Source organism: Methanogenium marinum, from assembly GCF_028912405.1.
GTDB lineage: Archaea > Halobacteriota > Methanomicrobia > Methanomicrobiales > Methanomicrobiaceae > Methanogenium > Methanogenium marinum.
This window is the reverse complement of the sequence record NZ_JAKELO010000002.1, coordinates 1,110,876-1,135,783: the sequence shown is the minus strand read 5'-3', so window position 1 is coordinate 1,135,783 and position 24,908 is coordinate 1,110,876. Positions and strand designations below refer to the sequence as shown.

At 50.2% G+C, this 24,908-nt stretch carries 24 protein-coding genes; 12 read left to right on the top strand and 12 right to left on the bottom strand.

The genetic code is table 11. The annotated features are described in order from the left end of the window. Positions 1-112: 112 nt before the first annotated feature. The 5 genes from L0665_RS05880 to L0665_RS05860 all read right to left on the bottom strand — a co-directional run bounded on the left by L0665_RS05880 (position 113) and on the right by L0665_RS05860 (position 4,440). A complete protein-coding gene (locus tag L0665_RS05880) occupies positions 113-907 on the bottom strand; it encodes a hypothetical protein (protein ID WP_274924767.1) in 795 nt (264 codons plus the stop codon). Positions 908-1,250: 343 nt separating this feature from the next. Beyond that, a complete protein-coding gene (locus tag L0665_RS05875) occupies positions 1,251-1,796 on the bottom strand; it encodes a hypothetical protein (RefSeq protein WP_274924766.1) in 546 nt (181 codons plus the stop codon). A gap of 98 nt (positions 1,797-1,894) precedes the next feature. Beyond that, the gene (locus L0665_RS05870; RefSeq protein ID WP_274924765.1) at positions 1,895-2,452 is read right to left on the bottom strand and encodes a hypothetical protein; all 558 of its coding nucleotides are present in this window, start codon (positions 2,450-2,452) and stop codon (positions 1,895-1,897) included. A gap of 59 nt (positions 2,453-2,511) precedes the next feature. Next, positions 2,512-3,768 carry a 4Fe-4S binding protein gene (locus L0665_RS05865; protein WP_274924764.1) on the bottom strand — a complete coding sequence of 419 codons (1,257 nt, stop codon included), beginning with the start codon at positions 3,766-3,768 and terminating at the stop codon, positions 2,512-2,514. Between the two features lie 228 nt (positions 3,769-3,996). Next, on the bottom strand, positions 3,997-4,440 hold the full coding sequence (locus L0665_RS05860; protein WP_274924763.1) for a YqhA family protein: 444 nt from the start codon (positions 4,438-4,440) through the stop codon (positions 3,997-3,999). 566 nt (positions 4,441-5,006) lie between these two features. Between L0665_RS05860 and L0665_RS05855 the strand changes: the two genes are divergently transcribed. The 7 genes from L0665_RS05855 (at position 5,007) to L0665_RS05825 (ending at position 10,309) form a co-directional block, all read left to right on the top strand. Next, positions 5,007-5,201, top strand: a complete 195-nt coding sequence (locus L0665_RS05855; protein WP_274924762.1) for a CxxC-x17-CxxC domain-containing protein — start codon at positions 5,007-5,009, stop codon at positions 5,199-5,201. A gap of 211 nt (positions 5,202-5,412) precedes the next feature. Continuing rightward, entirely contained in the window at positions 5,413-6,216 is an 804-nt protein-coding gene (locus L0665_RS05850) for an epoxyqueuosine reductase (RefSeq protein ID WP_274924761.1), read from the top strand. A gap of 116 nt (positions 6,217-6,332) precedes the next feature. After that, on the top strand, positions 6,333-7,544 hold the full coding sequence (locus L0665_RS05845) for a phosphoglycerate kinase (protein ID WP_274924760.1): 1,212 nt from the start codon (positions 6,333-6,335) through the stop codon (positions 7,542-7,544). 67 nt (positions 7,545-7,611) lie between these two features. Then, on the top strand, positions 7,612-8,172 hold the full coding sequence (locus L0665_RS05840; protein ID WP_274924759.1) for a peroxiredoxin family protein: 561 nt from the start codon (positions 7,612-7,614) through the stop codon (positions 8,170-8,172). Further along, on the top strand, positions 8,169-8,846 hold the full coding sequence (locus L0665_RS05835; protein ID WP_274924758.1) for a sulfite exporter TauE/SafE family protein: 678 nt from the start codon (positions 8,169-8,171) through the stop codon (positions 8,844-8,846). Before L0665_RS05840 ends, L0665_RS05835 begins: the two co-directional genes overlap by 4 nt. An 85-nt stretch (positions 8,847-8,931) precedes the next feature. Further along, positions 8,932-10,050, top strand: a complete 1,119-nt coding sequence (locus L0665_RS05830; protein WP_274924757.1) for an adenosylcobinamide amidohydrolase — start codon at positions 8,932-8,934, stop codon at positions 10,048-10,050. A 124-nt stretch (positions 10,051-10,174) separates the two neighbouring features. Then, on the top strand, positions 10,175-10,309 hold the full coding sequence (locus L0665_RS05825) for a hypothetical protein (RefSeq protein WP_274924756.1): 135 nt from the start codon (positions 10,175-10,177) through the stop codon (positions 10,307-10,309). 332 nt (positions 10,310-10,641) lie between these two features. Here the strand turns inward: L0665_RS05825 and L0665_RS05820 are convergent, their stop codons facing one another. The 3 genes from L0665_RS05820 to L0665_RS05810 form a co-directional block, all read right to left on the bottom strand. Next, positions 10,642-11,298, bottom strand: coding sequence for a DUF4013 domain-containing protein (locus L0665_RS05820; protein WP_274924755.1), 657 nt, complete (start codon positions 11,296-11,298; stop codon positions 10,642-10,644). A 360-nt stretch (positions 11,299-11,658) separates the two neighbouring features. After that, positions 11,659-12,318 (bottom strand): DUF4013 domain-containing protein, encoded by a 660-nt coding sequence (locus L0665_RS05815; protein WP_274924754.1) that lies wholly within the window; start codon positions 12,316-12,318, stop codon positions 11,659-11,661. A gap of 385 nt (positions 12,319-12,703) precedes the next feature. After that, positions 12,704-13,360, bottom strand: a complete 657-nt coding sequence (locus tag L0665_RS05810; protein ID WP_274924753.1) for a DUF4013 domain-containing protein — start codon at positions 13,358-13,360, stop codon at positions 12,704-12,706. A gap of 191 nt (positions 13,361-13,551) precedes the next feature. Here L0665_RS05810 and L0665_RS05805 point away from each other — a divergent pair, with 191 nt between their 5' ends. After that, the gene (locus L0665_RS05805) at positions 13,552-14,730 is read left to right on the top strand and encodes a PAS domain-containing response regulator (RefSeq protein ID WP_274924752.1); all 1,179 of its coding nucleotides are present in this window, start codon (positions 13,552-13,554) and stop codon (positions 14,728-14,730) included. A 41-nt stretch (positions 14,731-14,771) separates the two neighbouring features. Here the strand turns inward: L0665_RS05805 and L0665_RS05800 are convergent, their stop codons facing one another. Further along, entirely contained in the window at positions 14,772-17,966 is a 3,195-nt protein-coding gene (locus L0665_RS05800; protein ID WP_274924751.1) for a tetratricopeptide repeat protein, read from the bottom strand. 734 nt (positions 17,967-18,700) lie between these two features. On the opposite strand from L0665_RS05800, the gene L0665_RS05795 reads away from it, so the two are divergent. The 4 genes from L0665_RS05795 to L0665_RS05780 all read left to right on the top strand — a co-directional run bounded on the left by L0665_RS05795 (position 18,701) and on the right by L0665_RS05780 (position 21,698). Continuing rightward, a complete protein-coding gene (locus L0665_RS05795; RefSeq protein ID WP_274924750.1) occupies positions 18,701-18,970 on the top strand; it encodes a hypothetical protein in 270 nt (89 codons plus the stop codon). A gap of 213 nt (positions 18,971-19,183) precedes the next feature. After that, the gene (locus L0665_RS05790; RefSeq protein ID WP_274924749.1) at positions 19,184-20,683 is read left to right on the top strand and encodes a DUF2193 domain-containing protein; all 1,500 of its coding nucleotides are present in this window, start codon (positions 19,184-19,186) and stop codon (positions 20,681-20,683) included. Between the two features lie 60 nt (positions 20,684-20,743). Beyond that, on the top strand, positions 20,744-20,956 hold the full coding sequence (locus L0665_RS05785; RefSeq protein WP_274924748.1) for a DUF2180 family protein: 213 nt from the start codon (positions 20,744-20,746) through the stop codon (positions 20,954-20,956). Between the two features lies 1 nt (position 20,957). Continuing rightward, positions 20,958-21,698: an MIP/aquaporin family protein gene (locus L0665_RS05780; protein WP_274924747.1), complete on the top strand. Its 741-nt coding sequence runs from the start codon at positions 20,958-20,960 to the stop codon at positions 21,696-21,698. 25 nt (positions 21,699-21,723) lie between these two features. Here L0665_RS05780 and L0665_RS05775 read toward each other — a convergent pair whose 3' ends face one another. The 3 genes from L0665_RS05775 to L0665_RS05765 form a co-directional block, all read right to left on the bottom strand. Continuing rightward, the gene (locus tag L0665_RS05775) at positions 21,724-23,052 is read right to left on the bottom strand and encodes an FAD-dependent oxidoreductase (RefSeq protein ID WP_274924746.1); all 1,329 of its coding nucleotides are present in this window, start codon (positions 23,050-23,052) and stop codon (positions 21,724-21,726) included. Positions 23,053-23,071: 19 nt separating this feature from the next. After that, positions 23,072-24,019 (bottom strand): hypothetical protein, encoded by a 948-nt coding sequence (locus L0665_RS05770; RefSeq protein WP_274924745.1) that lies wholly within the window; start codon positions 24,017-24,019, stop codon positions 23,072-23,074. A gap of 67 nt (positions 24,020-24,086) precedes the next feature. After that, positions 24,087-24,866, bottom strand: coding sequence for a TrmB family transcriptional regulator (locus L0665_RS05765; protein ID WP_274924744.1), 780 nt, complete (start codon positions 24,864-24,866; stop codon positions 24,087-24,089). Between the last annotated feature and the right edge of the window lie 42 nt (positions 24,867-24,908).

Below are 24,908 nucleotides of genomic sequence, written 5' to 3'. Positions count from 1 at the left end.
TTTTGGTATGTATGTGTACTTATTACTGACGGTATGTTGTGAAATCGAATGGGTGGTGTTTTCCGAGCATTATTACTGCCATCTCACGTTCTCTTTTTCTCCGGAACATATTCTATTCCAGCATCAGAATGTATGGGATTATCATGGTTGTACTAAAGAGAATGAAGAGATAATCAATTCTTACATTATTTGTATTGAGTCTGATATCCAGCAGTGATACTGTGATTATCCCGGAAAAAAACCCAATGACGTGGGCCGGTCCGTTCACAAAACCTCCACTATTGGTGACAATACCACCTGCTGATAATCCATGGGCCAGTACAAGAACAATGGTAATCAGGATCAGGGATAATGCCAGGATATCCCTCTTTGGATACGGATGAGATGATCCACTCTCAAAGGGTAATGGAGGCATGCCAGGCATGACAAGTGAGAAGAATGTGTACAGTCCGAGGGCGGTAAAGGAGTAGGCAACCGCAGAAAATCCCTGAGAATACAGTGGAATACCGAGATTCACAGAAAGTTGCATCGTCACAACAGATGTGAACAACGGAACGAAAATAAACAGAATAAGGGATGAATAGTGCAGCAGTTTCGGGTTTTTGCAGCAGGTAAAGATCATCGCCATAGCCAGCAGATATAATCCGATATTGTTACTGATATGAGAGATATCTGAGTGTGTATACGAACTCAGGATGATACTTGTCCAATGGGGTGATGTGGTATCAAGGATGAAGTGTCCGTATTTTATATCCGGGGGTAAGGACCAGACAATGGTCAGTATAAGAGGGACAATGCCCCAGTAGAACAGCCATGATGCGGGTTTCCATAATCCCAGATTGGTCTGAATCGTTTTGATTTTCTGGTGCAGTATGGGGTAAATATGTTTTTTGGCTGTTTGCTTCATTGGCTGCGCCTGCAGCACCCATCTATATGGTATGCAACGCATGTCCGGAATTGATCTCCATGCATTTGATTGTTTTGACGGTGCTGTGTAGGATTTGGTAAAAAAAGCGTTAAATTTCTGAATGATGGCCTGATAAGGCTTTATTTTGAATGTATTGCTCTGGTTTTTCCTGTATTGCCGGTGCCCCGGAAGAAATCCTGTAATCCGGGTTTTAGATGGAGTATTTCCACCGTTTTTGCTTCTTACGGGACAATGAATTATTTAGATGTCTGGCAACAAAACCCCGTTTCAGCCTGTCATGAGACTACCTATTTTCTGTATATTTCATTCCCCGTCTCCTTCTTCATGCATTATCTTCATGCATCTCAGAACGCCTTCGCTGCACCATACAGGCGAAGATAAAAAATTCTGCGCCGAGGACGATTTGCACGCCTCCCATGATGGCAAAGGAAAAAAGATACATAACGGCCGGAGGGAATGCGGGGTTACCTACGCTTAAAAATGCGGTGATGTTCAGAACCTGAAGTACTCCTGCTATGGCTGCCGCACAGAAGAGCGACACAATCACGCTCAGAAGTCCCGCATACGGGGCGTAGTCCTTCTGTTCTGCAAGAATGAATATGGGTGAAAGTATGATGAGGGGTCCTGATACTATGAAAAATAGTGCGACTAAAATATAGGCGGGCCCTGTCCCGGAAACATTCCCCATCGCTGCAAAGATGATTGCTCCTGCGATGGCACAGCTGAGGGTAAGTCCTGCCTTCACCCACCCTTTGGCAGGTATCCGGTTGAGGACTGCATAAAAAAAGCCACCAACAATAGCCGCCGTAAGGCCCTGCTGGAGAACCAGAAATACCAGAATAAATGCAAGGGATGGGGCAGACATCATGAGAGAATTGTCAGTATCGTTTCACTTCACTCTTTTGGTATGCATGCCCTTATCCCCTCAAACCGAATCTCCACGTTATCTTCGGGGAATACGTCCCGTCATTGTTCCGGCAGAGGGGGTGCCTGTCTTTTCTGCAGGAAAATCTGTCCCTCGCATGCACCGGTAAAGAACACCACCGCAAGGGATGCGTCAACAATTCCTCTCAGAAGTGCATTGGAGAAAATGGCAAAATCAGACATGCCCGTCACCGAAGGTAAGGCGACATAGAATCCCGTTCCCCCCAGCACTGCGGTGATGCCTGCGGTGAAGAACAGAGCAGAAAAGACCGTATCTTTTCTTAGACAGAGAAGATATCTGCTGAAGCCGGAGATGACGAGGGCACCTGCCGCAAAGAAGAGCGGATGAATGAGAAATCCGGTGATTGTGGTAAGAAGGGGTATCGGAACAAATGGTGTGGGTGGCATCTGAAGGTTGTAATACACTGAAACTGCACATCCCAGAAAGAATACTCCCAGTCCTGCCACCCGCCGGTCAACGGGAATATATTGGGTGGTATATACGATGGCAGTCCCCGTGATGCCGAAGATGAGGCCGAATCCCAGAAAGAGGAGAATATAGAAGGGGTCCATACGAGAGGTATCACCCTTTCGGTACATAGTCCTTTCTCAGCGGAATGTATCCGCTTCTCGGCTTTCATTTCGTCAGGATGGGCGTTTTACTCCTTTAAATCCCGGGAGAGGGGATCCGTGAAGGAGAGTGCCCCTTCAACCGGGCATACCTCAATGCAGCGTCCGCAGAGGTAACATTCCGGCTTCCTATCCCACGGCCCCGCTTCCCCGGTCGGGCAGACTTTTTCACATTTCCCACACCCGATGCAGGCATCCGTCCGGGCGATACAGGTCTTTCCTACCGCAGTGCAGGCTGAGAAGACCGCCCCGAAGGGACAGAGAAACCGGCAGAGTGGGCGGTAGACAAAGACCGAGATGGCAAGAATCAGTGCAAAGATGAGAAATCCTGTGGTGAGGGCGAAAGAAAAGAATGACTCCATCCCGGTATATGCGAGAAGATTCACTGAATATGCTGTCCCGATGATAGCACCCGCAAGCACCACCAGCCGGATTGCCTGCGGAACGGCACGGTTCTGCACCAGATATTTCTTTCCGGGAATGCGGGAAGCAAGTTCCTGGATGGTCCCAACCGGGCAGATGTGGGCACAGAATGTTCTGCCGGTTACCAGTGTCAGCAGAATGAGAATAATGATTGCTGCCATACCCGGCGCAATAATCCAAATATTTCCCAGGGCTGCTGCAAGGCCGTAGAAGTATACCGGCATCATGGGGGCGGTGAAGACAAACCCGAATATGGTTGTCACACCTAAGAGGAGGAGGGCGGTTTTTTTGGTCATGAGGCCCCGGGACCATATATATGTGGCAAGGATGGTCCCTGCAAGCATGTACACGACAGCCCCCATTGACCCAAGTGAAACGTCTCCGGTCAGGAGGAATACTGCAATTCCGGATATGGCAAGGGAAAAGAGTGATGAAAGGGCAATTGTTCCGGCATTCAGCTCTTTTAATATACCTGTTCTCTCGGAGTGAATAAACCAGAGAAGGGCGACGTTTATGCCAAGAAAAAGTATTGCCCAGAGAAGAGCGGGGCTTGCAGACAGGATGTCTGCGCTCCCTGCAAGAGCGTTTTCCGGTGAAACAGATGATATGCTGTCGATGCCTGTTCCTGCCGCAGAAGCCCCGTCCCCGGCAGATTCGGCGACGTCCGGTGCTGTAATTCCCCCGTCTGTCGGGGTGAAATCACAGATCCTGTTGCCATCTGCATCGGTGAAGAGCATGCACCTGCCGGGATAGGTACAGTTGCCGATGCCCTTTGGGCATACTGCTGCACAGACAGGTGCAGCAACCACTGCAGTTCCTGCAATTCCCGCCGGGAGAATTCTTCGGATTTTGGGGATATTCATCACAATCTCCGGATTTTTTTATTATCTGAGTATGAGGGTGGTGTTAATAAAAATATGTTGAATATAATGGGTTGTAAAGGTGTTAGCTGTCGTCCAAACCAATTGTCAGGATAGGTTCTTACCGTGTGTTTCTGCCCGTTGGAGGCTCAAACTGAAATCAAAAAACCCTTCTGCGTCAAAAATGAATCAAAAAAAATAATCCTGAAAAAATATTGAGAAAGAATCACCTTAATGCCGTCCCAAAAAGTAGACGCCCACACAGATGACACAGATGGAGATTGCCATTGCCAGCATGTCATAGGACGTGGTAAACTCCATCGAGAGAATCCGCTGGAAGAAACTCACGATTAAGACCATGATTATCACCTTCACAATCTTGTTTTTGAGGTCATCGAGGTTCTCCACCTCGAGAATATTGCCGAACTCCCCTTCCTCATGGGCGATGTCAATTTTTGATATAAAGAGTTCATAGATGCCGAAGGTGAAAATCAGCAGTACGAGAGCTATCAGGTAGAAATCAATAGCGCCGATGATTGCAATCAGAATCTCTTCATGGCCGACGTGAGCATCAGCTGCAAAGATGAAATCAACGAGTGTATTGTAGATTTCAAGTGAGCCAGCAACAAAAAGAACGATGGCTGAGAGGGCACCGAAGAGAACGCCCAGAAGCACAATATATCGGATACTCCAAAGGCCTTTTCAAATTTCTCTTCAATCGGGTGCTGACTTTTTTCGTTGGTATGTCCGGGTGTATCCGTATTTTTCATTTCATTTCGTCCCCTGGAATCTGGTGGGTATCGGTTATATCAGGTAATGGAGATGGTGGGCATCTGTTATCGTGTGGGTGACACCGCTTTTTTGCCCGTCTCCTTCTCTTTCGAAGGTATTGGGTTGGTATTGTACAAATATCCTCTTTGTTGTGAGTGGTGTGTGCTCCGGACCTGGCTGGGAAAAAATGGCAGGCTACACATCATGGGTGGCCGGATGCCGGGGGACTAAAAAAATCCAGAACCTGCCGCCGCGCTTCATGTGTATGTGCCCTCACCCGCGCCGCTACATCATAATTTGCGGAAAAAAAGATGGACAAAAAATGATCTCTCAATAGGGGATTTATACAATTTTGACGTATAATCGCCCGTATTTTTGTATTTCAGGTGAATTGCTGGTGTTACGCCAAAAATGGGTGCGATGCAAATCTCTATTATCTCAGACGACGTTTTATCATTAGAGTTTATCTCATGAACGACAGAAACAATTACCGGGGCGGTAGCCGTGGTCAGGATAGCGGACGTTCCTTTGGCGGTCCCCGAGAAATGCACAAGGCAACCTGCGCAGACTGTGGAAAGGAATGTGACGTTCCATTCAAGCCAACAGAGGGAAGACCTGTGTATTGCAACGAGTGCTTCCCAAAGCACAGAAAACCAAGATACTAATTTTAATTAGTACCTTTTTTTCTAATTTCATTTAACAAGAGCTTATGCTCTCGTTTTTACGTTTATTCTGAGTTGTATACTATTTTTCTCTATGTCGTAATATACAGGAGTATAGCGGCTGCTGTATTCTTTCTTCCGCGTCTGAGCGTGGGCTATAAAGAGAAGATATTTTCCCTGTGTAGGTAAGAGAAAGAGAATACTGGTTTTCTATATGACTGATGAGCTGAAGCAGAAGATACAAGCCAAATGTCGTGAGATGGAGATTCCCCTCTTTGGCATTGGCGATGTCTCCCGATGGGAAGATCCCCTCTTAAATCCCGATATGCCAGAGGCATTTTTCCCCTGTTCTATCTGGCCGGAGGCACAGTCTGTGCTCGTGATAGGCCTTCCTGTTCACCTCCCTGCCCTCGAGACGTCACCTTCCATTTGGTACCGTGAAGAGTACCGGGCCATTAACAGTCTCATTGATCAATACACCTACCGGCTGGCAGAATATCTCAACAGGCAGGGGTACCCGTCTGTCTCTGTTCCCCGCGATGGGTATGGGCATGTAGGCGTTTTGGTGGAAAACCCTGTATCATTCTTTTCGCACCGGCATGCAGCATATCTTGCGGGACTCGGGAATTTCGGTGTCAATAACATGCTCCTTACTCCGCAGTACGGGCCGCGTGTTCGGTTTGGATCTGTTTTCACGGCAGCACCCCTGCCGGCTGACCCGATGATGGAGGGAATGCTCTGCACCCGGTGCATGGAGTGTGTCAACCAGTGTCCGGTAAAGGCACTTAATGCTGATGATTATCCGGACGGTCTGACCGATAAGGTGACCTGCGCTAAGTACAGCCAGACGCTTGAGAAGCATTACCGGTCCCCCTGCGGTGTCTGTATCAAGGTCTGCCCGGTGGGAGAGGACCGAACGCATTACCATCGGGAAGACGTTGGAATCTACCGAAAACGAACTGGTGCAGAGGATTATCACACGGCCTGGGACCATGTCCGGCGGTATGGGGTGAAGTGACCGGTGGCAGACCTGCACCGTATCTTCCTAAGAAACCAATATTGCAAATCCAATCTAAATGGTAATTCATACAGAGAATCTTTTGTTCTCTTTCGTGCTTCCAGGTGTAACAGAATATGAAATTTGCAACGCTCACTGAAACGGAAACTGCCGGTCAAACCGTCCTATTGCGTGTCGATTTTAATTCCCCTATTGACCCTGCATCAAATACTATCCTTGATGACAAACGGTTCCGGGAACATGCGCCGACGGTGCAGGCGCTGGGCGATGCAAAGTGTGTGGTCATAACGCATCAGTCCCGGCCGCAAAAAAAGGACTTCACCACGCTTGAGGCTCATGCGGCACGGCTGGAACGCCTCATCGGCCGCCCGGTCACGTATCTGGATGATATCTTCGGGCGGTGTGCCCGTGAAGCCGTGGCAGAGATGGATATAGGCGATGTCCTGATGCTGGAGAATGTCCGGTTCAATGCCGAAGAAAATCTGAAGATGTCGGGTGCTGACGCCCTCGGAACGCATCTGGTGCGCAATCTCGCTCAGATGGGTGACATCTATGTGAACGATGCATTTGGCACTGCCCACCGTTCACAGCCAACGATTGTCGGCCTTCCTCTGGCGATGCCTGCTGTTGCGGGACTTCTTATGGAAAAAGAGATCGCCACCCTGTCGCGTGTTCTCTCCGGAGCACCGGGGCCGGTGACCTTCGTTCTCGGGGGCACGAAAGTGGATGACTCCCTCGATGTGGCAGCAAACGTCCTCTCGGGTGGCATCGCAGACCGTGTTATAGCCGTTGGCGTGGTCGCCAATGTCTTCTATAAGGCACAGGGTCTCAATATCGGAGCCCCGTCTGAAGATCTCCTCCGTAAACTCGGCTACCTCTCAGAGGTGGAGAAGGCGGGGGATATTCTTGCCAAATTCGGAGATCAGGTGATTTTACCGGAGACGGTTGCTGTCCGAGACGGAGAATTTCGTGACGAATGCCCGGTTACGGCCATCCCTGACCTGCCTGTTCTTGACTGCGGGCTTGACTCTATCGGCCAGCTGACGGATGTTATCCGGAAATCCGGAACGGTGGTCTTAAATGGGCCTGCCGGTGTCTTTGAAGACTCCCTCTTTGCAACCGGTACCAATGAAATCCTGCGGGCGGCTTCAGCAGCAGAATTCTCCGTGGTGGGCGGCGGGCACACAGCAGCGGTCATCGAATCGATGGGTATTGATAAGAAATTCTCCCACATATCCACCGGCGGCGGTGCCTGCATCCAGTTTTTAACCGGCAGAACTCTTCCTGCAGTAGAGGCCCTTGCGGCTTCAAAGGCCCGCTTCTGGTAAGGTCCCCCTCTTTTATCCCTCCCTTTGCACAGAAGGTATATATTTCACGTAATGCATTGAGACACGCATGGAGAAGAAAACAATTCTGGTTCTGCTCCTCATTGCTCTTGTGGGTGTGGCAATTGTGGGTGTTCTGCTGTTCCCCGGTGATCCGGGAAAGCCGGATGCGTCTGATATTTCATCAGCAGAGTGGCTGAACGTTCCTTTTACTGTCTCCCTCACCGGTGATTCGGTAACCATCCAGGGCCTTCGTGACGGGGGGCGGACGGTGGTTGTGCAGACCTTTTCTATTGCCTGTTCCATCTGCACGGATCAGCTTGGCGAACTCTCCCGCCTGCAGCGTGACCACCCGGACGATATTGTTGTTGTCGCGCTTGCCCTTGACCCGTCGGTGTCAGACAGTACCCTGAATGCCCATGCAAAGGACAATGGGTTCACGGTGATTATGGCAGCATCCCCGACCTCTGTAACCTCAGGTCTTGTCAAAGGGTGGGGACGGGATATGCTTGTTCCTGCGAATGCCCCGGTTGTTCTCTTCTGTCCGGAGGGAAATACCGCGTATAAACTGAGAAACGGGCTGAAATCTGCTGAAGAAGTGTGGCAGTCGGTATCTGACTCCTGTGCATGACCGCATCTTTTCTCCTCTCCTGGCCCCTCTCTTTTCTTGCCGGTGTCCTGACTCCTCTCGGTGCTGTCTGTGTCCTTCCGCTCTATCCGGGGTATCTGGCTTTTCTTGCCGGACAGTGCGCTGCCGGCACACGTGCACGGCCTCTTTATCTTGGACTCTGTGTCACCGGTGGAGTGCTTGCGGCAAGTCTGCTCTTTGGGTTTATCGTCATCACCCTCTTTGGCCTCTCCGCTGATGATGTGACGTTTGTTATCTCTCCCCTGCTCTTTGGGGTGCTTGCCGTGGTGGGTGTGCTGATGATTGTGGGTCTCGATTTCTCCCGTATCTTGCCACATATTGCCGTTCCCGGTGCCGCATCGCCGTATACCGCCGCTGTACTCTTTGGTCTCTTCTTTGGTCTTATCGCTCTCCCCTGCAATCCGGCAGGCATTGTTGTCCTCTTTGCCCTCTCCGCAACCGTCACCGCGTTTCTCGATAATTTCGTCAATTTCATCTTTTTCGGGTTTGGGATGGCTCTTCCTCTTCTTCTGCTCTCTTTGTTGTCAGAGGAACGCACCAGACGTGTCACCGGGTTTCTCACCCACCGGGCGGTTCCCATCCGCATCGGTTCCGGCATTTTCATGCTCGCTGTCTCGCTGTATTACCTCTTTCTGGTATTCCACATCGCCGGGTAGGAGAATGTCGGTGGAATACTGAATCGGCCTGATTTATGTATTTTCCATTCAGACTACTGCATGTTCTGAATATATCCGGTGCATCATGAGAGATAATGAGAAGAATGAGACAAAGGACGTGCTCTGTGAAACTGCAGGGGGGGAGACGGTATATTGTGACGGGACGAGTATCGTTGCCGTTTTGCCGCCGGGACGGGCAGTCCTCTCGACTTCATGGCTGAATGGTGGTTACCATGAAGATGTCCGGATGGTCTTTAATCATCATCTTTCGGAGGATGCCTGCCGTGCGGATACACTGGAAGGGGGGAGCGTTGAAGGATACCTGCGTCTCACTGCCTCCCGACTCGGGTTTGATCCTGACCAGTCAACCGGGATGCTCACAAAAGCGGATATGTGCAATGCCGCTGTTGTCACCCATACCTTTCGTGACCTCACGGTGACAGCGGTTGTAACGGGCGGCATCGAGGCGAATGGTGGCCGTGCTGGTGATCCTGCCTCGTTTTACGAAGAGAGCGGTAATTTTTGTGACCTCGGCGGCACCATCAATACCATGCTTTTCATCGGTGCCTCTCTCCTGCCGCAGACTATGATCCGTGTGGTGATGACGGCCGCGGAAGCGAAGGCGGCAGCACTCCAGGAACTGATGGCACCATCCTGTTACTCGACAGGTATAGCGACAGGGTCAGGGACTGATATGATTACGGTGGTAAGTGCTCCCACCCATCCTCTTATGCTCACGAATGCCGGGAAACATGCAAAACTGGGGGAACTCATTGGTCGGTGTGTTAAGGAAGCGACCCGGGATGCACTCGCCCGGCAGACCGATCTCTTCCCTGAAAATCAGCAGAATATGCTGGTCAGGCTTGGACGGTTTGGCATCGGAGAAGAGAATTTCTGGGAGACGGCAACAGCCCTTCCCGGTGAGCACTGTAGGGAGGAGTTTTGTGCACGACTCACTGAGATGGCAGGTGATCCGGTTCTTGTGGCCGCCACTGCCTCCGTTCTTCATATTGCAGATGAGGTGGCATGGGGGTTGCTGCCTCTTAACGCTGGAAGACGGGCCGTTCACTCGATGATGATGGGTATTTCTGCCACCCCCGGGATTGATTTGCCGGGATGGTCTGATCTGATGTGCACCGGTAATTCTCCGATACCCGAAGAATGGGTCCGGTTTGTGGCCTGGTGCATTGAAAACCGTTCCTGATGTATGGTGCCTGCGATGCAGTTCCCGTTCTAGATCATAATTTTTTCTAAGAGATAAAAACAGAAAGATTTTCCCATTCTCTTATAAAATGCAATCCTGATGAACCTAAGGGTCTGAAGTGCTTTTGGAGGATGGGTATCGTCGAAAGTATAGTGCTGACCTCAAAAAAGAGATGACCCTCTACTATGAAGGCCCGATACGAATTGATTTGTATGGGAATATGGTGAACGCCGATATCCTCGTATATGCTGACCGGTGAATTGGCGGTTGGTTTCTCTGATTCTTTCTTTTTTTGTTTTATTGTTTCCTTCCGTCTATGTTTTCCTGTCTTTATGTGTGAAAAGAAGGTGGTGCATGTCTGCATTGTGCCCCTTCTCCTGAGATATATGGAAGGCTGACTGGGGTAAGAGGTGTCTCACAAATATTTAGAAAATGGACCGTGGAGAGAAATGAATCTGTGGTCTCTCAAGAGGGTGGTATGTTGTGGATAAAAGTCGCTGTTCTGCATATGAATGAGAAAAACAGGGTTTGAATTCCGGGATCTGTTCTGCGAAAAAAAGGAAAATGAATTATTTAATTTTTCAGGCTGTTTTATGCACTGTCGTACAGGTTGCTGATGAACCGTGCATAGAAGATGTTCAGGAACGGAACCGCAGCAAACAGAATTATCCAGCCAAGGAATGGGATGAGTGCGATGATTCCGAGGATAATTGCTATGATGAATATCACAATGAACATCACGATGAGTGCGATGATGTAGTTGGCCCAGCCAATTGCCCCAATTTTATCTTTGATTGCGCCGAATGCAAATGCCTCGCCGAACTTTCCCATCCGTGCAAACCGGACTACCCCGATATAGGCAAACAGTCCACAGAGGATGGCGACGATGAAGGTAATCGGGATGCCGATGAATATGCTTCCCGCTCCTGCAATACCTAATGCATCAGAGCCGGACATCAGTGCAAGGAATGCCCCGCCGAAGAAGACCACGGCGACAATCAGCACAGGAATCATCCATATGAACATGATAATTGAATACAACAAACCGTCAATGAAGAGCTGCACATAGTCTTCCAGTTCCGGTGCCGGTTTCGTTCCCCGCATCACCCGTATAATGTATCCATTTGAGATAAAGTTCACAATTGGAATGATACTGATGATGACTAAGAGGATCCACCTGACCCATTTTCCGATAAGAGCTTCCTTTGTATAGCCAAAGGATTCGCCAATATTTTTGCCAATTTCCATAATAATCACCTTTTTTGGGGTTAGTTAGCACTATTGTCTGAAATTATTTAACCGTATTCAATAATGCCAGTAATTCCGGATTAAATAAAAAAATATGGTTATTTTTCGCGATAATTCCTAAAATATTCTGCATCCCGTTGTTGTATTTCCTGGTATGTCCGGTATGTCATCCGGGTTTTTATGTGAGGATGTCTCGTTACATGCTGGCAGTAATGTCCCTTTCTGGTGGCCAATACGTTTGTACCGGGTTCTGATTTTGTATGAAGAGCCATAATAGAGCCAGAAAACAGAGTATGTGAAAAAAATACATCATCCCGGTATCCGGATGACAGGAAAAAAGAGGGATTTTTTTTGAGTATTTCAGGCTGTATCAGCGCTGTCGTACAGGTTGCAGATGAACCGTGACGAGAAGATGGCAAAGAATGGGAGTGCGATGAACATGAGCAACCATCCGATGAACGGGATAATTATCAGGATGAAGTAAATTACTGAAACCACAATACCCATCACAATGAGAGCGATGATGTAGTTTGCCCAGCCAATTTCGCCGATCTTATCTTTGATTGCACCAAATGCGAATGCCTCACCGAACTTCTCCATCCGTGCAAACCGGACGATGCCGATGGTGGCAAACAGTCCACAGAGGATAGCAACGATGAATGTGACGAGGATGCCAATGCCCATCCCGGCAATCGCTGCTACATTTACCATATTTGGATCAGTTGCCACCAATGCAAAGACTGACCCGCCGACAAGAAGCATCCCCACAATGATTGCAGGTATCATCCATATGATCGAGATTACCATATACAACAGCCCGTCGATGAAGAGTTGCACATAGTCTTCCAGCTCCGGCGCCGGTTTTGTTCCCCGCAGTACCCGGATGGTGTAGCCATACAGAATAAAGTCCACAATCGGAATGATGCTGATGATGACTAAGAGGATCCACCTGACCCATTTTCCGACCAGTGCTTCCTTTGAATACTCAAAGGATTCGCTAAGATTTTCTCCAATTCCCATAATTATCACCGTATTTCAGGGTATGTAAGGCTTATTTTAAAATTATATAATAGTAATCCTGAACGGCAGCAGCTCCCGGTTAAAAAAAAGGTAAATATACGATTATTTACTCTGAATATAGGTCACACATACTATCATGATTAATTGGGTGGTATGTATTTTTATTCTGATATGAATGCGCCCGGTGAGGATGCCGGTTGCATTCGGGGATATCATTCTTTGCAGGTAGTGATGAATGAATGCCCTGTCAGGGTTTTGAGCACTGCTCATGTTTTAAATTTATAATTTCGATGAAACATCCTCTGATCCCTGTGATCCGGATGGTTTCTCTTTATCCTGGGCAATGGGGACGAAAAAAGGAAAAAATTGATTTTTTTGTGTATTTTCAGGCTGTATCAGCACTGTCGTACAGGTTGGAAATGAACCGTGAAGAGAAGATGGTAAAGAACGGGATTGTGATGAACATGAGCAGCCATCCGATGAACGGGATAATTATCATGACGAAGTAGATGACTGAAATCACAATACCCATCACAATGAGAGCGATGATGTAGTTTGCCCAGCCAATTTCACCGATCTTATCTTTGATTGCACCGAATGCGAATGCCTCACCGAACTTCTCCATCCGTGCAAACCGGACGATGCCGATGGTGGAAAACAGTCCGCAGAGGATGGCGATGATGAGTGTGACGAGGAGACCAAAGCCCATGCCTGCCACTCCTGCCATTCCTAATGCATCAGAGCCGGACATCAGTGCAACAATTGAGCCCCCGATGAGAATGCCACCAACGATTAATGCAGGTATCATCCATATGATCGCGATGATAAAATACAACAGCCCGTCAATGAAGAGCTGCACGTAGTCTTCCAGCTCCGGTGCCGGTTTTATCCCTCGCATCACACGTAAGGTATAACCGTACATGATGAATTGCACAATCGGAATGATACTGATGATGATAAGGAGGATCCATCTGACCCATTTCCCGACCAGTGCTTCCTTTGTATACTCAAAGGATTCGCTAAGATTTTCGCCAATTCCCATAATAATCACCTTTTTTAGGGTAAATACCACTCTCTCCTGAAAACATATAATATTATTCCTGAATATCCATAATTTTGGCGTAAATAGGTAAACCAAAGGTCATTTACTCTGATATTTGAAAATTAAGTATCATACGGTATTTCCTTGGATGTGGCAGGATGTCTGGTGGTGTATCCGGGTGTTGGAGAAATATGATTGCATTCAGGGTGACCATTTTATTCTTTGCGGGCAGTATTGAACGAACCGCCCGAACAGGGAGTGGAGTCAGACCTGTGTACCGTATTTTGATTGTGGATGAAGAACCTGAGGTACTTGCCGTAGCCCGCCTCTTTGTGGAACGGGACGGAGACATTGTCGCAGAAACGGCCCCTTCGCCTGCCTGTGCTCTCGCCAGGATGGAAGTCACCACCTATGATGCTGTTGTATCTGATTACCGGATGCCGGGAATGAATGGCATTGACTTTCTTCGTGAAGTCCGGTCGCGATATGGTGATATTCCCTTCATCATTATGACTGCCCATTCACGGGAAGAGGTGGTAATAGAAGCACTCAACAGCGGGGCAACCGGGTATCTGCAGAAGGGGGCGGATATAACAGGGACGTTTACCGAATTGATGCATCTCATAAGAAATTCAGCTGGCAAACGGGATGCGGAACGGGCCCTTCTCGAGAGTGAAGGCCGGTATAATGACCTTGTTGAGAATGCCTATGACCTTATTCAGAGTGTGAGTCCTGACGGGAGGTTTTTGTTGGTGAACCGTGCCTGGTGTGAGGCGCTTGGATACGCCGCAGAAGAAGCTTCTGTAATGACGGTCTTTGATGTGATTGCACCCGAAGCACTGGATGCTTATATGGAGATGTTCTCTGCCCTTCTGCGGGGGGCCATGCAGGAAGGATTCGAGACAGTATTGCAGGCAAAAAATGGCAGACGTGTTTGTGTCCAGGGAAATATTAACTGCCGGATGGCAGGTGGGATTCCGGTTGCGAGCCGTGCTATCTTTCGGATTATTTCCGGGATGCCGGAGGATGAGGGGGCGACCCGCACCATGCTTGGTGCCATCCGTTCTCTCCCTTTGCCCCTCCTCTTTACCAACGGAAACGGGATTATAACCTGGGCAAATTCGCATGCTCATCGGCTATTCGGAGAGAACTGTCCCTCGCTTGGAGGCGTGGATGTCAGACGTCTCTTCTCTGATTCTGCCTGTTGGGATCATATAATTCCCTCCCTTCATGAAAAGGGAGAGTGGCAGGGAGAGGCATTGATGCAGTCAGCAGGTGTACGCGATGGATGCTGTCTGTCACTCTCTTTAGCAGCTTCAACCGGCAGTGGCGGGGTTCCGGAAATAATCGGTGTTGTCTTTCACCGATAGCGTCCCTGCCTGTTTTCCGGAATCCGTGGATTAAAAAAAAGTCAGACATTCTCTTCTTCAGGAGAAGAGAGTCTCTTCAGACATTCTGCAGCATCTTCATAGCGTCCGATGGCCATGTATGCGGCTGCAAGGCGGGACTGTGAGGCATCGTCTGCCGGGTTTGCTTTGATTGCCTCCTCAAAGCAGGTGATCGCCTGTTCATGCCTGCCTGTCTCGGCCGCCGCCCGTCCTTTCCCGTACCATGAGGCAGCTGTCTCTCCCCGGATGAGAGTAAGCTTATCAAATGCCTTTCCTGCATCCTGGTATTTTCCTGCGGTCATATAAACCGCTCCGAGTGCTGCCCAGTACGTGCTGTTCTTTCGGTCTGCTTCAATTGCTGACTGGAAGGCAGTGACTGCATCGTCAATTCTTCCGGTCCGTTCGTAGAGAACTCCTGCCATAAAGTGGGCATGGGCTGAGTTCGGTTCTGCATCCCTGAACGCTTCTGCTGCTGAGAGTGCTCCCTTCAGGTCTCCTGCTGCAAGGGCTGCTTCACTCAGGAGATACTTCAGTTCTGCACGGTCCGGTTCTGTTGCCATTGCCTCTGAAAAGACTGCTGCGGCTCTGGCATAGTCCCCGGAATGCATCAGCATTGCAGCAAGATGCATCTCCATCAGAATACTTTCCCCGCCGGATGAGATGGCTTTCTGGTAGGAATGAGCGGCCTCTTCGTACTGGCCGAGCTGTTCCATGGCAGACGCCTGATACTCCCATGCCTGACAGTTCGAGGGGTCGATTTCAGTAATCTTTCCGGTCACGTCAGTGACTGCTGCATACTCGCCGGTGATAAGGAGGCAGGCGGCAAGGGAGAGCCAGCTGTCGGTATCGTGTGTGTTGACAGCCAGCACCTCCCGATATTCTGTTACCGCGTCGGTGAATCGCCCTCCCTTCTCATAGGCACGGGCACGAAGTGTGCGTGCGGTATTGTCGGCGGGGACAATCGAGAGATATGTGGTAAATCCGTCCGCTGCTTCCTCTGCCCGGCCGGTTGCAAGAAGGGCTTCTGCCCGTTCCAGGAGAGCCGGTGCGTGATCCGGCTTCATGCTGATCACCATATCAAAGGAATCCAGTGCCTCATCGGTGTTCCCGAGGGCAAGGCTGATTCTCCCGGCTTCATAGTGCACCGCCGGATCTGAGGGCCGGGTCTTTGCAGCGGATACGAGACATTTTTGTGCGTCTTCCATCATCCCTTTGCGCAGATAGGTCTGCCCGAGGGCAATCCAGGCATCGGTATTTTCCTTATTGCGTTCAAGGGACCGCTGGAAGAAGAATATCGCGTCATCATACTTCCCTAACGATGCAAGGGATTCCCCGAGACGAAGTGATGCCCCTGCCCGGCCTGGTTCGGCTTCAACGACCTGAATATATACCTCGGCTGCCTCCTCCAGTTCGCCTGCCTTCTCTAAGAGTGATGCCTTCTGCGCAAGGAGGCTGATATCTGCCGGTGCAATGGCACGTGCTTTTTCGATTATCTCCAGTGCCTCACGGTATCTGCCCAAATATTCCAGGGACGATGCCATCTGGCGCTTTATTACAAGATCCATCCCGTTTTTTGCATCAACCGGTTCAAGAGCTTCAAGGGCTTCCTCATACCGGCCCATCTCAATGAGGGAACTGCCCTTTAATGCGAGAATCTCCGAATCGTCCGGGTGATCTTCAAGAATAGTGTCAAACACCGTAAGGGCCTTTTCGTGCTCACCGGATGTCTGGTAGATTATTCCCAGTTTCCGGTGTGCATTCTGGTCTTTGACGCCTGCCTGAATGGCTGCGGAATAGTATGCGGCGGCCTTTTCTGTGTCGCCGGTATGCATGCAGGCATCGCCCAGAAGGATGATGGATGTCCAGTCATCCGGTTCAGTTTCCGTCACATGGGTGAGGACTTCAATTGCCCGTGTGTAGTCACCAATATGCATGAGTGCTTCGCCTTTCCGGCGCCAGGCACTGATGTCACTCCGGTCTGCATCAATGAGGCGTGAGTATAGGGTGATGGCCTCACGTTCACGCCTGAGATGCATGAGTGCATCTGCCTGCAGGGCTGCAAGGGCGTCCATCCGGACGTCAATATCCATCGGCCGTACTCCCTTATTCCGTTTGTCGCTGGAGAACAGACTGAGTTCAGCTTCTGTGTTGATCCATGAAACCGCCCCATCGCTGCCTTCATCGGTGACTTTCCCGAAACTGGTATAGGCCTCGTCATACTGGCCCAGACCAGAGAGACACATTCCCCGGTGATACCATGCGAGACTGTTTGTCTGGTCGACACGCAACATTGCATCAAAACAGTCTGTGGCGCGGCGGAAATCACCGGTGTGTTCCAGGGAGGCACCCATCAGATACCAGGCCTGCACATCCTCCGGGTTTTTTTTCACCACTATTTCAAGAGACTGTGCACATTCACGGAAATCACCATTCCAGAAGAGGGAGGCTGCCCGATAGTATCCGGGCACCGGATTCTCCGGCATGGCCATTGCAGCCCTGCGGTAGATGTCCGCTGCCTCACCAAATCGGCCGAGGGATTCATAGAGTGCTGCAAGCCGCATCATAACAGCAACGGGGGCATCGTCCCCCTTCAGGGCATGGGCATACATATCTGCCGCTTCTTTTCGCCTGCCAGCACGTTCCAGGGCATCCCCGGTGAGGGTGAGCAGTTCAGTATTGTCCGGGGAAAATTTCAGCACCTGTGTGAGATAGGTGAGTGCATCTGATGTATTGCCGGCCCGCAGGTGCAGGCGTGCAGCCCGTTCGCGGAGGACGCGGTCATCGGGGTCAATACCGAGTGCTGCCTCAGCTGCTGTTGCTGCCTCGGTGTAGCGGGCAAGCCGTTCAAGGCATTCTGTCTTTCTCAGCCATCCGTTCTGTGCCTGCGGCCGATGAGTGGTGACCACATCGTAGCACTTCAGCGCCTCTTTATAATTACCCGTGCGCAGCAGGGCTTCACCGAATGATTCCCATACAGTGATATCGTCGGGATTTTTCTCCACACATACGCGGAATTCCCGGGCTGCCTGTTGGGCCTCCCCAAGGTAAAAGAATGCTTCACCCCGCATATAGTGGGTTGCCGTTTCGTCGGATATTTCGAGAGCTTTCCCTAAATCCCTGGCCGATTCTTCGTATCTTCCCTGATTGAAGTGATTTTTCCCTTTTTCAATCCAGGGATTCTGATCCCCCTGTCCGAATAAATTATCAAAAAGTGCCATGAACAGATCACCCACTGTGGTTACGTACACTATGTGTGTCCTGCTATGAAGTAAAATGTGTTTCTCTTCATGGGAAGCAGGATGTGTTCCCCTAAGCCGTCTCATGTGCACACGTTTGGATAATTATTCAACTGTACCTGAATTGCCCGTTTTCAATGGATAACGAATGAAATCAGGATTAAATGTCCAGAATGTGGTGGAATTTAAAAGGGCAAAGGCTCCTCGAAATGAACTTTCAGAAAGAGGTATGGGTCTGAAGGGAGGTCAGTAATGCTGTTAATTGAGCAGTGAATCATTCCGCTGCTTGTCCTATTTGGTGGCAGAGACACATGCCCGGGTTCCCTTCGGACCATATGTTTGTCCCCCGGGGATATTCTCCTCTGTTTCATTTTGGGGGGTGTTGTTGAAGAGGTGAACAACCTTCCGTTAAACCAGCCGCAATTTGTTGGGGGGGGGGTAGCGACTGGCAGGAAATTACTGAATGTTGTTCATATATGTGTTTGGATGGATCATCGACACCGAAGGACAATGATCATACCTCTTTCCTGCGTCATATGGACATGACTCTGCCAGCCTTTTAGTTGCCTGTCAAAGGTATTTAATATTTCGTTGGTACGCTAGGCACTTATGCCATGCAGATGTGCCCGGCAATTAAGGTATTAATCTAATGAAAAGAATACTATCCTCTATGCTGCTTTTGAAAGCAAATATGCCGTTTCTGTCAGTTTTGTGGGGTGAGGGTTCTGGCTCCCGCTGAAAATACAGGGATGGCGCTTGAAGATATCCTTCTGCGTACCGGGGAAATGGACCATATGGAAAAACTGATCCGTCACCGTGCACGCAACAAATCGGGATTGAGTCCGCAGGATATGCTTGAAACAGTTATTCATCCTTTGTTGGATGAACTGGAGCAGCATGTGATTGCCGAAGTCTCCGCGACTGAAGATCCTGTGCACCTGAAGGCCGTTGTCCATCAGTGGATAGTTTCACGAATGGATAAATGATATAAGGTTTTCTCTTAAATTGCTAAATTAATCCATTAAATGGTAAATTGGCCATGGAATGCCAATTATATTGCAATTTAAAGGTGATTATTGGGGCATTCGCTAAAACAAGGCTTATCAGATATATAATCTGTCTGGTGCGCGCTCGTTTTTGAGATAGATATATATGGTATCGTTGTGCATTGTCGCGGTACCTCAAAGGGGTGAGAAGAGATGGAAAATCTATATAAAAAAATGATTGACGAGGCCATGGGAGCCCAATGGGCCGATGTAAATGTTCTGAAGGAGAAGAGAGGCAAAGAATTCCATGTGAAGGATGGTAAGCCGTACGTTGATGCCGTGAACAAGATGACTGTGGGGGACGGTCAGTCGAAGACTGTCATTGATTTACACAAGCAGTCAGTGAATGCTCATTATGATTCACTTACGGGACTTACAAACTACGTGAGGCCTGAAGACGACCCGTTTGTAGAGCACTACCAGACACCGGTGATGCTTGAAATTCTCTGTGATCAGGATGCAAAATTCAAGAAGAGCGTGGAGACGTTCATTGCAAAGATTGGTGATATGGAAGCAATGATTGGCCTGGAGTCTGCCCGAAGGTACGCCGGATTCTACGGGCCTACCTGTGTGGTTGACTTTGCGATGATTCCCGGTTCAACAAGCAATGTGGTGAACCAGATTCTCAAGAAGACTGATATTCCTGCAGATCACAAAAAGACCCTCCTTGCAGCCAAATCCTGGGGTATGAACACATCCTATGGTGTGGGAGAGGTCTTTGCACAGTCTGTTGAAGGCGGTGACACCCTTGCAGTGGCAGTTGATAAGGAGATTGCCATGTTAAAGGATATCTATCAAAATCCTGTCGAGGCACAGGCGAAGCTGATGGACAGTCTTGGCATGAACTCGTTTGATCCACGGAAGTACATGGCGGATTACCGCAAAAAGATGGAGCCTGTCGTAAAAGCGGCTGTTGCGGATGGTGTGCACTATGCAAACATCGTAACCATTCCTGCCTATTGTGTGGGTGACATCTCACACCACATCGCACAGTCGACGTTCAACATGTGCAAGGACGATATGGTGATGGCGATCATCGAAGCAGTGACTCAGGTAATGGACAACTCCCTCCGGGCTGCTATTCCGAAGTTCAAGAGTCCGGGCCAGGTGCTCTCGCTTGCCACCGGAAGTGGTGCTGCTGCAGCAGAGTGCCTGCTTGAAATGGATGGGTTCAGTGGGCCGTCTGTTGTTGAACTCCTGACGCGCCGGTTCCACAACTATGTCCAGCTCTACCCGACACGCGGTGCTGCAGCAGAACTGCACAACTGTGACTTCATGGACATGGTCTACCGCGGCTGGGGTATCATAGACCGGGCACGCAAGGTGAAAGCAGGAACTGCAGCTGACTTAAAACCGAGTGTGAGCGGTCTTGCCATTGACCTTGGGCCAGTCATGGAAAATGATGTGATCATGAATCCGCAGCGGTATGTCTATCCTGCCTGTGCCATCACGGTCCGGTTTGCAGCAATGATGAGCCTTGCTGACTATCCGTGCCTGCTCACGTCAGAACCCGTTACGGCGACGATGATGACCAATGTCATTGCCCTTGACAAGGCAACCCCGGCAGCACCGGTTCGTGCATGCAAGAACTGTGCCTCTGCCTCACTCGTTGACTTCCGGCACCAGTACTGCGAGTACCGTGAGGCGGTGTGAGGGGAATACCCCTCATGCCCGTTGTCCGGGAAGGAATCTGACCGGACGGGGTGGTATGAAATGAAATGCTATGTATGTGCAAAAGAGGGCAGAGATACCGATGCTGTTGCTGTCTGTATCGTCTGCGGAATGGGGCTCTGCATGGATCATGCAATCCGTGAAGAGAACGATATCTGGGAAGGTGGATATCCTTTCCCGGCAAAAAAGGTTAAACAGCAGCTTCCGCGTATCCTCTGCCCTGAGTGTTCTCTTGCATTAAAAGGAGACAAGTAAAATGGCCTCCCTCATGAAGCGTTCAGTAGCTGAACTGGTGGGTACCCTGCTGCTGGTCTACTTTGGCTGTGGGGCAGCAGTGATAACCCTGACAACTGCCGCACGCGAGTCGGGTCCACTCCAGTCTCTTACGATCGGTTCGCTGGGGGGTCTCGGGGACTGGCTGGCCATTGGTCTCGCCTTTGGTATTGTGATTGCAGCGGTTATTTATGGTCTTGGCCGGGTATCCGGTGCCCACATAAATCCCGCGGTAACGATTGCCCTCTTTGCCTCAAAGCGGTTTCCGGTCACTGACACAGTGGCATATGTCGTAGCGCAGATGGTGGGCGCTCTTCTCGGGAGTATCTTATTCTACCTCTCAGCAGGGATGGACGCCGTCACCATTGGCGGGCTTGGCGCAACTGCACCAGCGGGAGGAATCACGTTCGGGATGGCAGTTCTTGCAGAGGTCATCGGCACCTTTGTCCTGATGATGGTTATCATGGGGGTGGCGGTGGATGAAAAAGCGCCTCCCGGATTTGCTGGCCTTATTATTGGTCTTACCGTGGCAGGCATCATCACCACCATCGGTGGGCTGACCGGTTCTTCCCTGAACCCTGCCCGCAGTTTCGGCCCTGCGGTGGGTGACCTTCTCCTGGGAGGTCCTGATGTGATGGGGGCGTTTCCCATCTATATCATAGGTCCTGTCATCGGAGCACTCATTGCTGTCTTCTTCTACGACTGGGTCGTAAAAGAGAACTAAATATAACCTTTTTTCCCACTGAAAATTATATGTCTTCGCGTTGTTCAGCACAATATCTCATCAGCCATGCAACCCCCTCGGATGATGGGTGCACTTCAATATATGACTCCATTGTATCGACACTGATTCCGTTATTGATGAGGTATGCAAGGTAACCCGCCGCAGATGATGACTGCGGTGCGGCCTCATAAAACCCAGTCATTTTTCCGGTTTTTTTGTCTGCCATCAGAAGTGATTTCCCGGTATGGCGGTCCGGGACAAGCCAGAATGAGCCTGGTCCTGCCGGCGACGGGATCCTGATTCCGTTTCCTTCTGCATCCGGATGGATGGCAAAGGAATGTTCATGGCGCAGTTTTATTGTTTGTGGAATACAGGGTGGGAAAGGTTTCAGGGGTATTCCAAGGATGGCATCGGCCGCTGCACGGCCTTCTCTGCGGGCCAGAGGCGTGAGATACGGGGGGCCGGTCACATCGCCTGCTGCATAGACGCCGGGGACATTCGTCTCCATCCGTTCATTCACCTGTATTTCCCCGCCCGGCCCGAGAATGATGCCGGATATTCCCTCTGTCCGGGGGACAAGGCCTGCTGCAATGAGGACGGTGTCACAGGGTATTTCCTCTTCATTCCCGCCGGCCCGAATCCGTACACCGGTGACCGTGCCTGCGCCTTCAATCGAAACAACCTCTGTTTCCTCGCGGATGTGCACTCCCACAAGGTCCCGCCGGGCACCTTTGGCCACTGGTTCGGGGATTCCACGAAGAAGAGTGCTCCGGGCAATAACTGTTACATCAGCTCCGACGGCATGGAAGATGTATGCATACTCGGCTGCGATGACTCCGCTGCCGATGATTACCATTCGCCGGGGTGAACGCCTGAGGGAGGTGAGGGAATGTGCGGTATACACTCCCGGAATCCTGGTTCCCGGAATGGCAGGAATACGGGGGACAGATCCTGTTGCGATAAGGATTGCCTCAGATTCATATTCCACGCCGCCGGCATACACCCGTTTTCCTTCAACGCGGGCGTGTTCACTGACGACAGTGACACCTGCTTCTGTTGTCTCAGTATCAAGGACACCTGCAATTGTCTCCTGAATATCTGTCATCCTCTCCTGCAGAGAGGCGTAGTCAATGACAGGTCCGGTATCAGTGATCCCGAACCGTTGGAGATCACGGACTTCTTCGCAGGCACGTGCCACATCATTCTGGGCACAGATTACCATGCAGCCCTGGTGCAGACACTGGCCGCCCAGACCCTCTGCCCGGCTGTCAAAGAGGCAGACTTCTTTCCCGTGTGCGGCAAGGCGCATTGCTGCAATCCGTCCCGCAGGCCCTCCGCCGATAACTGTGATCATCGTGTTTTGTCCCCTCTTTTCAGAGGACCTCTACACCATCGTCCATCGGCATCTGGAGGAGGTCACCGGTGAATGCGTTCACTTCAGCGATTCTGTTGCCACGAATCTGCCAGACGGGGACATACACAATTTCACAGGATATGGAAATATTTTCCGGGTCAGGGGAAAAACTGCGATTTTCATAGGAGATGGTGTCTCCCTCTGACTGGCTGAGACGCACCGTCTGTGAGAGTTTTTCAACGAGTGCAGAGAGCACCCGCTCTTTTATCTCTTTTTTGGTGAGTTTTGGAGGCAGAATATCTGCATCACCGGGTACTGCCTTTGTCTCGGTAATTTCTGCAGTGAAGTCTCCTTTCATGCCATTGATGGCACTCACAACACCGCTCTCCTCACGCTCAAAACTAATGATGTGACTCTTGTATATCTTTTCCCCGTGGCTCTCTGCCTGATATGCCCAGTAGGGAATAAATCGCAGCAGGGCGGTTCCCTTTACGCCGCAGACGGCATGAGCCCGTGAAGCGGTGATTGTCACCGGTAGGTGTGGAATCTCGGGGCCTGGTTCTGGTTCGGTTTCGGTGTGTATCAGTCTCGCCGCACGCGGTGCGGTAGTCTCTGCAGATGGCGAGAGGGAAAAACTGAATGTTTCCTCCCGGATATAGGAGCCTGCAGCACGGGCAAGTGTTTCTGTAAGATCCTTCTCTTTCCAGACGGTACAGGACTGCACCGACACCGGCGGTGCGAACGATACCAGCAGTTTTTTACAGAGAACCGGGCCGGAATCAAGGCTGATCCGATATTTAAGCCGGTCAAAATCTTCGATTTCACGGGAATCTTCAGAACAGAGGATCACAACACACTCATCACCACGGAATGCAGAGAGGTCTATTGTTCCATCGCCGTCATCCACCTCATAGGAAGCGGATTTGAATATCCATCGAACAACGTCTTGGGCTCTTCGGGGAATCATTAAAGGAGATTGTTGGGTTCCGGATACAACAAACTTTCCGGTTCTGCAGCTGATTTTTGGAATTTATTCAGGGAAGGGAGACATGTCCTTTGACAAATCCCCAGTATCCGGTAAAAAGGTTCACAAATCCAGGGGACTCGGAGTAGAGTGCGCTGGGAATCTCGGCATCATCACTCACAAATGCCATTACCCGCTGCCGGTCAACGATGATGATGCAGGGCGGCTGTTTTTCGCCTAGGATGTTCTCCGGGTGGGGAACCATTCCTATTTTAAGTTCCTGCGCATTCGGGGGTATGTCATCACGGGCACTGGTACCTGCGGTAGCAATCTCTACGTTTATCCCCGGACCAAGTGAGCTGATTATCTTCTGGATGGGCAATGAAAGGACAGTTGTAACGCTTAAAATTGCTACACTTGACTCTGCCGACCTGATAAGGTCAACCGCACGACTGCCGATATTTTCTGATCCATGGATGTTCCAGATCATCTCCTGTCGCTCTGCGTGGTTCATGCTGGTCCGCTCTTCGTAGATGGTAGTCAGTTCGTGTTTAACGGCAGTTGAATCCTGAGTGATGCGCGCTATAAGGCTGTCGATGGCTTCATCCGGCGGGGTGGCTGCAAATCGTTTCGGGGATGTGGTGGTGACATTGACGAGCTGCTTTTTGCTGAGTTTGTCAAGGACAGGGTATACCGATGCCCGTGGAACTCCGGATATTTCGTGTATTTCGGTTGCAGTGGCTCCATCGACCTGGAGAAGTGCGATATAGACAAGGCTTTCATATTTTGTCAGACCGAGGGATTTCAGGTGTTCCTGTATCATTGTGGTGCTGGGGATTGTCTTAGCCATTGGCATAGGAATATATAATGAGAATGCAGATAAATGTTGTTA

Bases quoted from the DNA above. Each gene is read 5' to 3' on its own strand.
- L0665_RS05805 (WP_274924752.1), top strand. From the start codon at position 13,552: ATGATTGCATTCAGGGTGACCATTTTATTCTTTGCGGGCAGTATTGAA.
- L0665_RS05850 (WP_274924761.1), top strand. From the start codon at position 5,413: ATGACTGATGAGCTGAAGCAGAAGATACAAGCCAAATGTCGTGAGATG.
- L0665_RS05870 (WP_274924765.1), bottom strand. From the start codon at position 2,452: ATGTACCGAAAGGGTGATACCTCTCGTATGGACCCCTTCTATATTCTC.
- L0665_RS05800 (WP_274924751.1), bottom strand. From the start codon at position 17,966: ATGGCACTTTTTGATAATTTATTCGGACAGGGGGATCAGAATCCCTGG.
- L0665_RS05830 (WP_274924757.1), top strand. From the start codon at position 8,932: ATGAGAGATAATGAGAAGAATGAGACAAAGGACGTGCTCTGTGAAACT.
- L0665_RS05840 (WP_274924759.1), top strand. From the start codon at position 7,612: ATGGAGAAGAAAACAATTCTGGTTCTGCTCCTCATTGCTCTTGTGGGT.
- L0665_RS05770 (WP_274924745.1), bottom strand. From the start codon at position 24,019: ATGATTCCCCGAAGAGCCCAAGACGTTGTTCGATGGATATTCAAATCC.
- L0665_RS05820 (WP_274924755.1), bottom strand. From the start codon at position 11,298: ATGGAAATTGGCAAAAATATTGGCGAATCCTTTGGCTATACAAAGGAA.
- L0665_RS05855 (WP_274924762.1), top strand. From the start codon at position 5,007: ATGAACGACAGAAACAATTACCGGGGCGGTAGCCGTGGTCAGGATAGC.
- L0665_RS05790 (WP_274924749.1), top strand. From the start codon at position 19,184: ATGGAAAATCTATATAAAAAAATGATTGACGAGGCCATGGGAGCCCAA.
- L0665_RS05815 (WP_274924754.1), bottom strand. From the start codon at position 12,318: ATGGGAATTGGAGAAAATCTTAGCGAATCCTTTGAGTATTCAAAGGAA.
- L0665_RS05880 (WP_274924767.1), bottom strand. From the start codon at position 907: ATGAAGCAAACAGCCAAAAAACATATTTACCCCATACTGCACCAGAAA.
- L0665_RS05865 (WP_274924764.1), bottom strand. From the start codon at position 3,768: ATGAATATCCCCAAAATCCGAAGAATTCTCCCGGCGGGAATTGCAGGA.
- L0665_RS05785 (WP_274924748.1), top strand. From the start codon at position 20,744: ATGAAATGCTATGTATGTGCAAAAGAGGGCAGAGATACCGATGCTGTT.
- L0665_RS05775 (WP_274924746.1), bottom strand. From the start codon at position 23,052: ATGATCACAGTTATCGGCGGAGGGCCTGCGGGACGGATTGCAGCAATG.
- L0665_RS05810 (WP_274924753.1), bottom strand. From the start codon at position 13,360: ATGGGAATTGGCGAAAATCTTAGCGAATCCTTTGAGTATACAAAGGAA.
- L0665_RS05765 (WP_274924744.1), bottom strand. From the start codon at position 24,866: ATGGCTAAGACAATCCCCAGCACCACAATGATACAGGAACACCTGAAA.
- L0665_RS05780 (WP_274924747.1), top strand. From the start codon at position 20,958: ATGGCCTCCCTCATGAAGCGTTCAGTAGCTGAACTGGTGGGTACCCTG.
- L0665_RS05875 (WP_274924766.1), bottom strand. From the start codon at position 1,796: ATGATGTCTGCCCCATCCCTTGCATTTATTCTGGTATTTCTGGTTCTC.
- L0665_RS05835 (WP_274924758.1), top strand. From the start codon at position 8,169: ATGACCGCATCTTTTCTCCTCTCCTGGCCCCTCTCTTTTCTTGCCGGT.
- L0665_RS05845 (WP_274924760.1), top strand. From the start codon at position 6,333: ATGAAATTTGCAACGCTCACTGAAACGGAAACTGCCGGTCAAACCGTC.